This window comes from Lentilactobacillus hilgardii DSM 20176 = ATCC 8290, from assembly GCF_000159315.1.
Taxonomy (GTDB): Bacteria; Bacillota; Bacilli; order Lactobacillales; family Lactobacillaceae; genus Lentilactobacillus; species Lentilactobacillus hilgardii.
Genome location: NZ_GG669993.1, coordinates 46290 through 60598, shown reverse-complemented (window position 1 = coordinate 60598; position 14309 = coordinate 46290). Strand labels below are relative to the sequence as shown.

Annotated in this window: 10 protein-coding genes; 5 read left to right on the top strand and 5 right to left on the bottom strand. The window is 41.4% G+C overall.

Going from position 1 to position 14309, the window contains the following annotated elements; translation table 11 throughout:
• Nucleotides 1-61: 61 nt before the first annotated feature.
• Nucleotides 62-832: a DUF4931 domain-containing protein gene (locus HMPREF0519_RS04375; protein WP_003634991.1), complete on the bottom strand. Its 771-nt coding sequence runs from the start codon at nucleotides 830-832 to the stop codon at nucleotides 62-64.
• 561 nt (nucleotides 833-1393) lie between these two features.
• On the opposite strand from HMPREF0519_RS04375, the gene HMPREF0519_RS04370 reads away from it, so the two are divergent.
• Nucleotides 1394-3142: a thiamine pyrophosphate-dependent enzyme gene (locus HMPREF0519_RS04370; protein WP_003634988.1), complete on the top strand. Its 1749-nt coding sequence runs from the start codon at nucleotides 1394-1396 to the stop codon at nucleotides 3140-3142.
• Nucleotides 3143-3222: 80 nt separating this feature from the next.
• On the opposite strand, the gene HMPREF0519_RS04365 is transcribed toward HMPREF0519_RS04370, so the two are convergent.
• Nucleotides 3223-4428: a PTS transporter subunit EIIC gene (locus tag HMPREF0519_RS04365; protein WP_003559825.1), complete on the bottom strand. Its 1206-nt coding sequence runs from the start codon at nucleotides 4426-4428 to the stop codon at nucleotides 3223-3225.
• Between the two features lie 220 nt (nucleotides 4429-4648).
• On the opposite strand from HMPREF0519_RS04365, the gene HMPREF0519_RS04360 reads away from it, so the two are divergent.
• Complete coding sequence (locus HMPREF0519_RS04360; RefSeq protein WP_003634986.1) at nucleotides 4649-5566, top strand: NADP-dependent oxidoreductase; 918 nt, start codon at nucleotides 4649-4651, stop codon at nucleotides 5564-5566.
• A 152-nt stretch (nucleotides 5567-5718) separates the two neighbouring features.
• Here the strand turns inward: HMPREF0519_RS04360 and HMPREF0519_RS04355 are convergent, their stop codons facing one another.
• The 3 genes from HMPREF0519_RS04355 to HMPREF0519_RS04350 form a co-directional block, all read right to left on the bottom strand.
• The gene (locus HMPREF0519_RS04355) at nucleotides 5719-8643 is read right to left on the bottom strand and encodes a S8 family serine peptidase (protein WP_263862513.1); all 2925 of its coding nucleotides are present in this window, start codon (nucleotides 8641-8643) and stop codon (nucleotides 5719-5721) included.
• Nucleotides 8591-9343, bottom strand: coding sequence for a S8 family serine peptidase (locus tag HMPREF0519_RS14570; protein WP_263862512.1), 753 nt, complete (start codon nucleotides 9341-9343; stop codon nucleotides 8591-8593). The genes HMPREF0519_RS04355 and HMPREF0519_RS14570 overlap by 53 nt, the downstream gene beginning before the upstream one ends.
• A gap of 72 nt (nucleotides 9344-9415) precedes the next feature.
• On the bottom strand, nucleotides 9416-11272 hold the full coding sequence (locus tag HMPREF0519_RS04350; RefSeq protein WP_190870489.1) for a cation:proton antiporter family protein: 1857 nt from the start codon (nucleotides 11270-11272) through the stop codon (nucleotides 9416-9418).
• Nucleotides 11273-11467: 195 nt separating this feature from the next.
• On the opposite strand from HMPREF0519_RS04350, the gene HMPREF0519_RS04345 reads away from it, so the two are divergent.
• The 3 genes from HMPREF0519_RS04345 (at nucleotide 11468) to HMPREF0519_RS04335 (ending at nucleotide 14237) form a co-directional block, all read left to right on the top strand.
• Nucleotides 11468-11902: an OsmC family protein gene (locus tag HMPREF0519_RS04345; protein ID WP_396426544.1), complete on the top strand. Its 435-nt coding sequence runs from the start codon at nucleotides 11468-11470 to the stop codon at nucleotides 11900-11902.
• Between the two features lie 252 nt (nucleotides 11903-12154).
• Nucleotides 12155-13663 carry a phosphoenolpyruvate carboxylase gene (gene ppcA, locus HMPREF0519_RS04340; protein ID WP_040472705.1) on the top strand — a complete coding sequence of 503 codons (1509 nt, stop codon included), beginning with the start codon at nucleotides 12155-12157 and terminating at the stop codon, nucleotides 13661-13663.
• Between the two features lie 115 nt (nucleotides 13664-13778).
• On the top strand, nucleotides 13779-14237 hold the full coding sequence (locus HMPREF0519_RS04335) for a hypothetical protein (protein ID WP_225441258.1): 459 nt from the start codon (nucleotides 13779-13781) through the stop codon (nucleotides 14235-14237).
• The last annotated feature ends 72 nt before the right edge of the window (nucleotides 14238-14309 follow it).

Sequence of the window (14309 nt, the reverse complement as noted above, 5' to 3'; positions counted from 1 at the left end):
AAATCATTGTAACCCTGTCAATAAAAAAAGCAAGTCAGCAATCCAAAATACCTGTAATTGTCTAAGCCTTCATTAATTTGCTTTGAATTTCATCGGCAATTTCCTTTAACCGTTGCATGTTTTGAACCTGCGAAATTTTATACCCAACAAAATATGGGGATGTTGCAAACCTGGGCACAATTTTGCAATAAAACCGTTCATTAATTTTATAGAAGAACAGATTGTATGAGGATAGACGGCCACCCATATAATCATTTAACAGGTAATCGATCATAACGTGAGCTACATCGGCCAAAGCATCAATATTTTCAACACCGTTGATTGCAATATTGATCTCTACAAACCCAATGATCGGATGTGTCGAAAGCGTGATCTCCCGTTGTGGCTGATTTGAGACAAAAACACCAGTGAAATTTTCCACACTGATATTTTGATAAACGTCATAGTCATTCAAACCAACAATTTGAAAATGTGGATGTCTCAGACTACCACCCGATAATGGCCCAAAATTTTTATACATAATCACGCTTGTGTATTGATTGGAATCAATCATCTTTTGCCAACATTTAAATGCAAATTCAAATACTTGGCGATTCTGTTCAATAGAATAGATAGAGGGTCCGCCTTCATGATCACTGGACTCAATGACAACCGTTTGAAATGTATCTTCCAAAGTTCGAAATTTATTAACCAACCAAATCCGGTCCTGTTCCTGAGCTAAAATATTAGTTAAATGGGCAACATCACAAAATGGGCAGTAGCCCTTCGGATGACGAATATTTTCCGGCTTGCCTTTTGCTGCATTATAGTCAAATTTTAACGGTTGATTCACTTTATGGCCTACCTTTTCTTAAATAATCTTTTGTTTATTGTAATTCTGTCTTTAGTATTCGTCCAGCAATGCAGTGCACTGTCATAAAAAAACCGACAAATTGTGAGAATAGCATCCATCAGCGTAGAATCTGAATGATGAACGCAGGGAATGGTGACGACTCTTTAGTTATGAATGAAGTGGATCTACAAGTAGGTTATTAGTAACCGATTTAATAGAGCCACCCCATAAATGGTTTCTGGGATGAATTATTTACCCCAGCATGTTATAATTTACCTGTTGGGTTTGATATAGCCCAACTATTGGGGATAAGATATTAGACGCGTCCAGACTGGCCTTTGTCAGGATGGACGTTTTTTGTGTTGGCCTTCATTCCTTAATGCCCACAAACATTTTTTCACAGTCAATAAAATGATTTTCCCCTAACCATTACATCAATTTTTAAGGTAATGATCGAAGCTTGTGAATAAAAAGGTTGCACTCGTGTCCTAGATGCGTTATATTTTTAACTGCACTTATAAAAAGTAAGCAATTGAAATAACCTTTAGGAGTGACAATATCATGGCAAAAATGAAAGCCGGTCAAGCTTTGGCCAAAGTGTTAGTAAGTTGGAACATTGATCATATTTATGGGATTACCGCAGATTCAATTAATAATACCGTAGACGGCTTATATCAAGAACGTGACCACATTAACTATATTCAGGTTCGCCATGAGGAAGTCGGTTCTCTGGCTGCAACAGCTGACGCGAAATTAACCGGGAAAGTGGGAATTAGTTTTGGATCAGCCGGTCCCGGCGCAACACACCTATTTAATGGCTTGTACGATGCAAAAATGGATCACGCACCGGTTGTTGCGATTATCGGTCAATCTGCAACCCCGATTATGAATACCTATTTCTTCCAGGAAATGGATCAGGATCCGATGTTCGTAGACCTGACTGATTTTCACAAACAAGTGACCACCCCCGAACAGATTCCATACGTTATGGATGAGGCCATTCGCTATGCCTATCGGACAAAGGGACCTGCCATTGTTATTATTCCGGACAACCTTTCGGGAGAAGAAATTGATTTTGAACCGTTCAAAACGGCCAAAACGCTTACTTCCGCAACCACTAAGATAATTGATCAGAGTGCTGTTGAGGACGTCTATAATCTGTTAAAACAAGCAAAACACCCTGTTCTTTGGGCCGGTCTGGGTATGAAAGATGCCCGCCAGGAAATGATTGATTTTTCTGAAAAATTCAGTGTCCCGGTTTTGACAACGGCTCCTGCAACCGGCATTATGCCAACCGATCATCCAAACTATATGGGGGCCCGCGGTCGACTTGGTACAAAGCCGGGCTTCGAAGTCACTCAGGCAGCAGATTTAATTATTCTGGCAGGAACCAACTATCCATTTAGCCGTTTCTTACCACAGGGTATTAAGTTTGTTCAAATCAATAACAACGTTGAAGATTTAGGTAAACAACGTGACGTTGACCTGGCTGTTCTGGCAGATGCCAAGCCATTCTTTGCAAAGCTCAATACCATGGGCGAAGCGGTTGACCCAACACCATTTCTAAAAGCTGCTCAAAAAGATAAACAAAATTGGAATGCTTGGTTGAATAAGGTCGCAGATGATGACAGTAACGGCCTTTCTCCGGAGGCGGTTATTCGGGCGATCAAAGAAAACAGTGATAATGATGCCGTCTTTGGCCTTGATGTTGGTAATAATCTGATGTGGTCAATCCGCCAATTACCGTTTAACCACGATCAAAAACTAAGCATGTCCGCTTGGTTTGGCACAATGGGATACGCTCTTCCGGCAGGAATCGCCGGCAAACTTAGTTATCCCGATCGCCAAGTTTTCAGTATCGCAGGTGATGGTGGCTTTTCCATGACCATGCAGGATCTATTAACTCAAGTTCAGTACAGCCTACCTATTGTTAATGTTGTTTTGGAAAACAAAGCCTTTGGTTTTATTCAACATGAAAAGATTACTGCCAACCAGGAACCCTATGGGATTCACTTTATCGGTGCCGATTGGGCCGGCTTTGCGGACAGCATGGGCGCGATCGGTTTGAAAGTAACCGATCGAGAGTCCTTAGCAGAGGCTTTCAAAAAGGTTCAAGAACTTCAGGCTGCCGAGAATACAAAACCAATTTTAATTGATGCCAAAGTTAAAAATCAAGATCCGGTTGATACCAGTTTTATGCCAATCGACCCAGAAAAATTCGACAAGGCAACGATTGATGCCTACAACAAGCAGTCAAACCTTTTTGACCAACCACCGTTCTCAGAATTACTCAAAAATGAATCAAAATAAAGATCATTAGTTAAATAAAAAACGACTGGGTGCCTATTATGGCACATTCACCAGTCGTTTTTACTCATTTATGAACAATTTTAATTAGCTGCCATCGCCTCATTAGGTTTTTCATCACCATCTGGTTGAAGCATTTCGGTCACCTCTTGTCGCCGACCATAAAGATAAGTGACTGAAAAACTCACACAAAAGCTGATCACACAACTGACAAGAAATGATGGAATTGCAGTCGTGGCGATGCTGATAAAGCCAAGAACGCTGTTAGATCCCAGTGAAACCGCTAAGACGTGTGTTAATCCAAGATAGACAGAGGCTACACCAGAACCGATCATTGATGCAACAAATGGAAATTTCAACTTTAAGTTAATCCCGAACATTGCAGGCTCGGTAATTCCCAGGAGTGCCGACATACTTGCAGAAGATGCCAATCCCCGTTGCTTCTTATCCTTTGTTAGGAATAAAACTGCAAGAGCAGAAGCACCTTGTGCAATATTTGAAACCGATGCAATCGGGAAAATAAAACTGCCCCCCGTTTGTTTAACATTGGCAATCAGCTGTGTCTCAATCGCCGGGAAACTTTGATGAAGTCCTGTGATAACAAGTGGTGCGTAGAATAAACCAAGTATCCCGGTTCCAACAGCCCCTGATGTTTGGTAAAGCCAAAGCAATCCAGATGTTAAACCATCGCTCACATCCCGCATAACCGGTCCAACAATGACAAAAGTCAAAATGCCGGTTACCAAAATTGTGATTAATGGTGTAAACGTATAATCCAATGCTTCCGGTAGCCGCTTATGACACTGTTTTTCAATAACAGATAACAACCAGGCAACAGCTAACATCGGAATAACAGATCCCTGATAGCCGGCTTGGGCAACCGGCAAACCCAGAAAATGCCAGTAAGGTAGCTGATGGCTGGCCAGAGCTGTGCTAACGTTATAACCACTTACTAAAGCTGGAGAAACCATCATCATGCCCATTGCGCCACCAAGATACGGGTTTCCACCAAATCTTTTGGTTGCTGAAAAACCGATGAGAACGGGTAAAAACGCAAACGGTGCGTTGGCAAGAACGTTAATAAACGCCGCAAACCCTTTTAAATTTGGATACGCAGTAATAAGCGAATCATTCATAAATAAATGTGGTGCAGATAAAACATTGTGAAGAGCCATTAGAAGCCCCGCAGCAACTATTGCCGGAATAATCGGTACAAAAATATCTGCCAATAAATTAATAAAGTTTAAAAAACCATTTTTTGTCTTTTTTAAAATAACTGATTGCAGCAAATCATATCCTCCTTCTATGATAAAAAAGTCACTTCGACATAGTTTACAGACTTTTTAAGAGGATGCAAGCTTTTTCCCCAATCAAATTTGCTTTAAAATCAAACGTAACCGGTTTCTTCCCTACTGTTTCAGTCAGAATCAAGCGACATATTAATTGCTTTTGATCTGACATGCATTACACTATGAATAGCAATAATTGATTAATAAAGGAGCGATTTTAATGAAAGCATTTGGATACGAACAAAATGGCGGCCCTGAGGTTTTTAAAGAATATCAAGTCCCGATTCCGGAAATTTCGGGAAATCAATTGTTAATCAAGACACAGGCTTTTAATTTAAATAATTTTGAACGGGCGCAACGTGCCGGAGAGTTCAAGGCAACTGATCACCGGATCATCCCCGGCAGAGACGTAGCCGGTATTATCGATCAGGTCGGCAGTGACGTTAGCGGGTTCAAAGTTGGTGATAGAGTTGTCGCCCACGGTCACCATTCATATGCTGAATATGCAATTGGCGAAGATACAAACACGGTTAAATTACCGGGCAATGTTTCTTTTACCCAAGCCGCCGGTATTGTGACACCGGGGCTTGCTGCCTATAAGGGACTTCATCTTTTTGCAGACGTTAAAAAGGGGCAGACCGTTATTGTTAAAGGTGCTTCGGGAGGCGTCGGCTCAATTGCCGCTCAAGTTGCTCTGGGCCTTGGTGCAAAAGTGATTGGTGTCGGCGCCAGTCGTAACGCAGACTATGTCAAATCACTTGGCGTTTCGCAATACGTTGCCTATGATCAACAGGATCCAGCTGAAGTTTTGGCCGATGCTGCCGATGTTGTGCTTGATGCGGCTTTAAACGGCAATGGAAATGATAGTGATGTTCACATTGTTAAAAACGGCGGCATCATTGCCACTGTTGGGGATGCTGAACCAGCTACCAATAAAGATGTCTCTTTTAAACACATCCATCCGACCCAAGAGATTTCTGACACGACGGCTTTGGCTGCGCTACTGAAATTAATGTCTGAAAATAAGCTGTCGATTAAAATCGGCTATCAACTGCCATTTACAATTGATGGCGTCATTAAGGGACATCAGATCCTTGAATCTAAACACGATGGCAGAGTTGTCGTCTCAAAAGACTGACTTTTATTAAACGTATAGCGACAGAAATGTTGTTATAGATTAATACCGGATCATCGCTGGAATATTAAAGAGGCCAAGACGATTTAGTCTGACCTCTTTTTTGTTAGGATGTTCATTATTTGGTTAAAGAACGCGCTGCAAGACGATTACTATCAACCCTGACCATTAGCGACAAATCTTTTTGTTGTCACATTGCCAACCTGATCAATTGCCTTGACTGTAAAGGTATTTCTACCGGGGGTTAAATCATAGGATTGGTTAATCTGGTAGTCCGGATACGGATTTAAAGGCTGATTTTGATCATGACTATTAAAACCGGCATCTTTTTGTTGGGAAAAGAGATTATTACCGTTAACGTCAAGTTTAACACCGGAAACATTATCATTAACCGTTCCCGTAAGCCTTATCCGATTGTTTTCCACGTTTTCGCTGACGGCCAGACTCGGCTTCACTACATCCAAATAAATTTCCAAAATACCGCGTTGTTTTTGAACCTTACTTTGCCCGTTTCTTAGTATCGTTTTGGTATATAAATTGTAGCCAACGCCACGTTGCTCGGTCGGATTGAATGGGACTTTGAACTTAAATGTGCCATTCTTTGAAATTCGAACTCTGTTAGCCGGATCGGCTTCGTCTGGCGTTGCCAGGATCACTAATCGTTGCTTGTTAGGAGATGAAACCTGTCCGTTAATTGTTAACTGATGGGTTTGTAAATCATAAATAGTTGCACTGTTAGCCGCATTTAAAAATGTGCTGGCATTATCATGCAGCTGGAAAAATTTAATCCCTTTGCTTGGCGCTCTCCGATAGGTGAGTTGTGACGTCTTATGGCCATTTGGTATTGGTGATCCAAAAATCGATTTGGTTTTTTTCTGTGCCTGGGCATTTGAAATGAGCTTAGGAGTCGTCTTTTTTAGTTTGGCTATGAGTGGCGCTTTGGGTAATTGGGAAACCACAATCAGTGTCGAGGGCGATTTTAAATAAGCGCCAAATTTTTTCTGTGGAACTTGGCTCCATCCCTGTATCGTTTCGTAACCGGTTTGACTAAAGTGACATGCAAAAGCGACGACACCCGTTTTAGGATTAAGGCGTCCCTTTACGACTTTGTTTGTCCCTGTATCCTTGGCATAAGCATTCAATGCCGGCACACCCTTTGGTACTCTTGCGTATAAAGTAAAGACCTTCTTATTTGAAATTTCCAAATAACTCGACGAGGCGTTTTTACCGGTTCCATACTTAAACCATTTAAGTTGTGGAGCCCGATCAAATGACACATTGGCTTTTTTTGTGACTAACCCCGAAAGTTTTCGATGAACGGCCACTTTTGTACTGTTCCCCGCAATATCCGTCAACGTCAAATTAGCCTGATGCTTCATGAGCATCTGTTTTACAATTGATGTTAACCGATCACTAAACTGACCGGCCAACGCCGCTTTTTTCGTCAGTTTAATGCCGAATTGATGACCATTTGTTGACAGAATGCCGCGGGAAATACCGGTAAATCCTGCACCATGATCGTTAAACTGTCCTGTTAATCGACCTGTTTTTCGATTATAGGTCACTGCCGTTGCCTGGGGAGCCCGCGTATCCACTTCAACCGGATAAGAAGCCAATTGTTGCTGGTCTGCGCCATCGTTATAGTTGGTCGTAACCAATTGATAATGATAGCGACCATTCGGTACCACAATGGATTTCCCGGTCGACTGGTCAATATAACGGCCATCCCACTGCAATGCTTTTGGATTCTGCCACATACTGAACGACGTACTGAGATCCAAGTTACCGGAATCATTGGCAATCGATTTGTCTGTATGGGTTTCCTGATCAATAACTCGAATGACATTCCCTTGATCATTGACAATCTGTGCCTTCACATTGGCAAGGCTTTGCTTGGCAAATACAAATGGGGTGACGCTGTCTTGATGATGATCGCCATTTGGTGAAAATGCCACCCGAGCAGGATGGATATAACTGGCCACTTTTCGCCAATTTGTCTTATTATCATGATTGTTAACATAAGCACTTAAAGATACCCGATCACTGATTCCAAGAGGTGTGTTGTTCTCATCCATCAAATAGCCGCCATGAAAAACACTATTAGGCATAAATGCAGGCGAATCAATCACCTGTTCCTTGGTCGTATCACCATAGTAAGCCAAGTATGGCATTGACAACGACTGCCCGGGTTGATCCGCTTTAAAATGCAGGTACCCTTCCACCACTTGATTTGACTTAACCGTTGGTGAAATAGCCAAAGATAAAGTAAGGGTTTTTCTCTGTCCCGGATCGATCACAATATTGGATTGATCGGAAGTTAGCGATGCACCAGTCAATGAAATATCGTGTACCTGACCATCCTTTTTTTGATCTCGAATCTGTGTCATAGGGCCACCGTCATTGTCAACAGCATAATTAATCGGAACGGATCCGTGATTTGACAGCTCAACTTTAAAAGAACGACTACTACTGATTTGCCCTAACGAAACCGAGCCAATACCGGTTGCCGGATCCTGGACCGTTGCTTTGAGATTGGCAGCAGCCGTCACATTAATTTGCCCCGCACCCTGTCTTCTGGGTGAGACAATATTTCCGTGATAATTAACATCTTTCATTGGTGTTGCACTGTTCATCAACATATTTTTTGTTTGTGAAACCAGCTGGCTGCCGGATAAATCAGGCTGGGATTGCTTTAATTTTTGAATGACAAGCGCTGCTGCACCAGATACAAACGGTGTTGCCATTGATGTCCCTTCCAGCATGGCGTACGTGTTATTTTGCCAAGTGGAAGTAATACCCATGCCCGGAGCAGAAATATCCGGCTTTAACGTATAGTCAGGAGTTGGTCCCCATGAAGAAAAAGATGCCATTTCATTCTGAGAACCCTTCAATGAATTTTCCGCGGCAACGGTCATTGAATTGGCAGAAACTGCCGGATCAGCCAAAGTGCCACTATTGGCTTCTTGATAAGCCGTATTGATCCTGTTTGTGTTTGCCAACGGGTTATTTGTAAAAATACTTGCTGAGTTACCATAGTTGCCGCCCTGCAAGTGAAACAAACACACCATGATTAATGGCATACTGAACTGCGGCCTGCTCCTCATCAGTAAACGACTGATTGGGTAAGCTGATGCCCAGTGAAATACTGATCACATTTGCGCCAAGATCTACTGCATCGTGAATGGCTCGGGCAACATCATTTTTGTTTTCGTCGTCAATCATGTCGGACACTCTCAAATCCAATAGTTGCGCTTCTGGTGCAACGCCCACGACATATTCATGCTGCTTCTTGGTATAACGACCGTTTGCGGCAATAATGCCGGCAACGTGTTGCCCATGAAACCCCGAAACATCATCCGGTTCAGTTGCCTGATTACTATTTGATGTGTAATTATAGGCAAACGGAATCTTTGAATTGACATATCTCCCATATCCCTTTTGAGCAATCATCCGTTGCGCATCGGCTCTCGAAATCTTGGCAGTTCCGGGGCTCGTCAAGCGAAAATCTTTATGAGGTTGAATCCCGGTATCGATTACGGCAACGACCATTCCCTGACCTCGATTTCCCGACTGCCAAAGCTTTGGCACATTGCCCTTATCAATTGCAGCTTGATTCTCGTTTCGCCCCTTTGCGTAAACAGGCAAGTCAATCGATACCCGACCGGCTCCAACTGGGCTTGAAAATCCAATTAAAAGCCCAAGCGTCAGCAATATGCCTGCACTAACAAACACACCAATGAACCCTTTTTTAATACATAAACGCTTCACTAAATCATTCAATGGCAACTCCCCCAGTCAGAATAATGGTTCTACAAATTAAGTATAGTTAAAGAAGTGCCAACTTGCATATGATTAGTTTAGTTTCCCCAATTCACGGCGAACCTCCGGGGCCTGTTGTTTACTGCTGGTAAAGATAATGCGATCATTTAATTTTAACGATGTGCCGCCGGTTGGCCGAATGAACCGCTTATCACGGTAAATCTGGGTGATCGTAATCTTATCAATGAAAGGAATATTTCTCACTTGAATATCTGCATATCGTGAGTTCCTAAGTGCCACTTCGTAAACACTGGCTTCGGTAGACGTCATTAATCGCATCGTCGAAGGCGCTTCAATCAGTGAACGAAGCATACTAATATTAACATCCGGTGTATTATAGACCTCCACTCCAAGACTCTCCAGCTCACTTTGCTTGTCGTTTAAAATATTTCGATCTTCAAAACGAACGATCACCCGTTTAACGCCATATTTTTTAGCTGCCCTTGCCAATTCATAGTTTTTCTTAGAATTCAATTGTCCCATAACAACAATATCAGCATCAAAAACCCCCTGATTGACCATAAGCCCCGTCTCCATATTATCCAATAATTTAATTGAGACTTCACTGTTGAATGCCCGGTAGTTATGCTGATTATTCGTATACATCGTCACATCATACCAGCCCTTTGCCAACTGTTGGGCAACCGGGACCGTCGTTAAATTGGTTCCGATAAAATGGACAGTGGTTTTCTTTAAATCCTCTGTTTCCGCAGAATAACCCTTATTAAACATTAAAGGTCCAATCACGCAGGTTAGAATGGCCGCCAACAGAAAAGCACCGGACTGTTGGCTGTTTATTTGATGCAGGTGCCGGGCAACTTGTAGTACGGCAAGCACTACCGTAATTGTTGTCGCCGACATTGCGGTCCCCGCAACTGCATTACTGGTCTTAAAGCGCATTTTCAGAGCAAAATAGACCAAGGCTTTGGATATGATATAAGCGCCAAAAATAGCCGGAATCATCAACAATGTTTGCGAATGAGAGATCAGTTGTCGTAAATTTAAATTCACCCCACTCATCATGAAGAAAATGGGAATAAAGAAACCGTATCCGATGGAATCTAATCGAACTTTGGTTTCTTCATGCGGTTCGAGCAGCTTAATAACGATCCCTGCCAAGAAGGCACCAAGAATGCCTTCAGCACCCACAGATTCCGCAACGGTCACCAACGTAACAATCATAAAGAATGCCAAGCGGACATCTAATTGAGTGGTGGATTTATTGATTTTATCAAACAATTTAAAGAATGGTTTGAATCGCCAAAAAAGTAAAGCCGCAGCGACCAAGATCAACAAAATCAGCCATAATGATTTTGAATTGGGACTGTAAGCCGAAGCATAAAATGTAAGGCCAACCATCGGCACAACTTCGCCCAATGCAGCTATCAGCAAAATGGTTTGACCAAATGGACGGCTTAATAATTCCTTTTCTTTCAAGCTTGCAATAACGATCCCAAGTGAAATTGTCATAAATAGAATCGAAGACAGGAAAACATCTTGGAATAACCCCGACAATTTCAACCCCACACCCATTACAATCGACATTGCAATAATCGATAGATAACCTAAAAATGCAATCGTCAATACTGAATATTTGGGTGCCTGCTTCTTCCCCTTTTCTTCAAGAGGAGATAACCGCGTAGACCGGCGTTTAAAAAGACTAAAATCAATCTCCATCCCACTCAAAAACAAAAGAACGATAACACCAACATTTTGTAACAAATCCAGCGTTGAATTTATCTGAATCAGGTTTAAAAGCGACGGGCCAAGAATGACCCCTACAATAATTTCAACAACAGCAGTCGGCAAAAAAGTTATTTTAAACCTTGCCATTGCCAATGGAATCAGTAACGCAGCCAGTAAAATAATAACCAAAGACAATTGATTCAAACTATCAACTCCTTCCAATGCTACTTGATCTTTATCAGAAACGTTAAAACAGCTAACACTTTAATGGAAACCGGTTGAAATTTCAATCATAAACCGTCACTTAAAATAGATTTCAACTTTGAGAAGCAACATTTCCAAGTTACATGAAAGCGCTTATAGCTTATAATAAAGAAAAAACAATTGGAGGCTTTCATTATTATGGATCCACGATGGCATCAAGCATTATATAGAACAGAAGGCATTAATTCAGAAGGTTTGGAGGGACACGCTTATGTGCCTGATGGCTTAAATGTTAAAACCAGCAGTCCTTTAAATAATCATCCCGGCACAAACCCCGAACAGTTACTGAGTTTATCGCTAAGTACCTGCTTAGAAGCGACCCTTGAAGCAATTGAACGGGAAAGACAGTTGTCTCACACATCCGAAGTCCGTGTCCAGGTTGCCTTTATCGGTGCCCGTGCCCACTATGAATTTTTAGTCAATGCCCAAATTAAAGTGGCAGGTGTGGACTTTGAGACAGCTAAATCAATGACAGCAGAAGCCGAAAGGCGCTGTTGTGTGTCACAATTGTTGGCAGGAAGTAAAAACTACACCGTAGAAACGGTCAAAGAATTCAGCCAATCAAAATGAGTCTAGACCCTTAAATTAAAAAAGTTTTAATTTTAATCGGGTTATTTTTTGATCTGGGGTAGTAACTCAGATCAATTTGAGGTAATATTTATTTAAATTAAGGAATTAATCGACCGATTTTATTCGTAAATATTCGACTTTTATTGGTGTTTATGTACAAAGTTGCTTGATTTTAAATTAATTTTTCAATTATGTCATTTTACTGTATAATCTCATTTAATGACATTAAAAGAAAACAGGAGGCATTTCTTTATGGATAGAAAAATCCCAAACATCATGGGTACTCAACATCCAGATAACGCAGGAGTTCCGTTTTTCAAAAATCATGATAACCCATTTATCTCAGCTTACCGAGAAATTGACGAAGCTTACGAAAACTTCTCAACTCTGGATGCTGATGAATACATGTGGGACTGGGAAGGCAAACATGCCGATGCGTCGGTTATTGACCGTTTGTATTCCGAACATTATGATTACTTTAAAAAGCACCAACTTGGTCGTGATAAGTTCCTAACTTTCCGTTTCCCAAATATTTGGGAAGAAAAGGGCTACAGTCTTATGCAAGCCATGACGACCATTCTTTCAGCAGAAGATTTTGCTAAAGACCTGGGCTTTGATGAACGACCATTATTCGAAGCTATTTTGCCTATGACACAATCAGCAGATCAACTGATTGAAATGGAAGATAAGTTCTCCAGCCTTGCTCACTACAAGTCAAAGGAATTCAATACTGGTCATGAAAATTCAGACACGCTGCAAATGATTCCCCTGTTTGAAGGTTTCCAATCACAATTAGACGCGCCCGAAATCTTAGAGAAGTTCATTGAAATGTACAAAAAGCATTTTGGCCGCGATATCGAATACATGCGGGTTTTCTTAGCCGGTTCAGATTCTGCTCTTTCCAACGGTTTCCTAAACAGTATTATCGGAAATAAATTAGCTCTGAGTCATTTAGCTAAGTTTGAAGATAAAAGCGGCATGCCGATTTATCCAATTGCCGGGATGGGAAGTACCGTCTTCCGTGGTGGTCTATCACCACTTATGTTGGACCGTTACCTTGAAGAATTCCCTGGTTTGAAGACGGCCACAATTCAGTCAGCATTCCGTTACGATTATCCACTAGATGTTGTTGAACCAGCCATCATGAAATTACGTGAAGGTTTACAACAAAGTAAGTTCCAAATTATTCCCGAAGACGATGAAAAGACGCTTTTGGAAATCGCTGAAAAAGCCGCCAAAGAATACCACGTCACTTTGGATCCGCTTATCAATGATTTGCAGCCGGTCTTCGATGCCTTTCCAAAGCGTCGTGATCGTCACCAACACGTTGGTATTATCGGTTATTCACGTGACGTTGATGGTTACAAGATGCCACGTGCAATTACGTTTACGGGTGCTTTGTACTCAATTGGCGTTCCTCCTGAATTTATCGGTGTTGGTCGAGCCCTTACCAAGCTAAGTGATAAGGAACTAACCGTCTTGAGAAAATATTACCATAATATTAAAGCTGATTATGAACATGTCTCCCATTACTTCAGTAAGGAAGCTTTAACCGAACTTCAACGAAAGAATCCTGCTTGGAAGGCTGTCGATGACGATATTGAGGGAATTGAAAAACTTTTCGATATTGTTGCAGGTCCAGAAACCGAAGAGGAAGAAAAACATGCACAACTTGCTTCCGATTTGGTTAAGATTTCCGACGATACTACTAAGACTGCCCTCATTCAACGCCAAGCAACATTGAGAAAATTCTTGGGTTAAATCAAATTCATCTATCAAGACATCCTGATCGGGGTGTCTTTTTTTGTATTCAGCGATATAATTAAAATAGAATTTAATGACTTGGAGTCTTTATTTTTAATGAATGGAGTGTTTGATGATGTTCAAATCCAACTTAGTGTTACCGATAATTGCAGCTGGCCTGATGTTCACGGCAACCGTTGAGATCTCGACTTCTGCTAAAGCAGCAACAAACGAAAGTATGCCTGGATCCCTTACTTATCACAAAACAGATCAGTTTGCGACAATCGGTTCAAATTACAAGTCGTTTAAGCTTTACAATCACGTCCCAACCAGTTCTTATAAAAACATCAAAACAATTTCTTGGAAAAAGGCAAGAATGAGCAGCTATGGTATTGTTAATAGTGCCGTTCATATTGATTTATATGCCTTCCAAGGAACTCAATATAATTGGTATCGAATTTCTAAAGCCAACGTACTGAGAGGAAAGGTCAAAACTCATTCAACCTCCGCTAAACAGAAGGTTCAAAAATATTGGGTTTATGGGCAAGCCTTGATTTTTCCAAAAACAATCACGACTTCCGTTTTTTCTTAATTTCCAGCCTATACGCGGTCTAGGATTAATTTGCTTCTAAAATTATCTTGGATCGTTTTTTATCGACTTGCT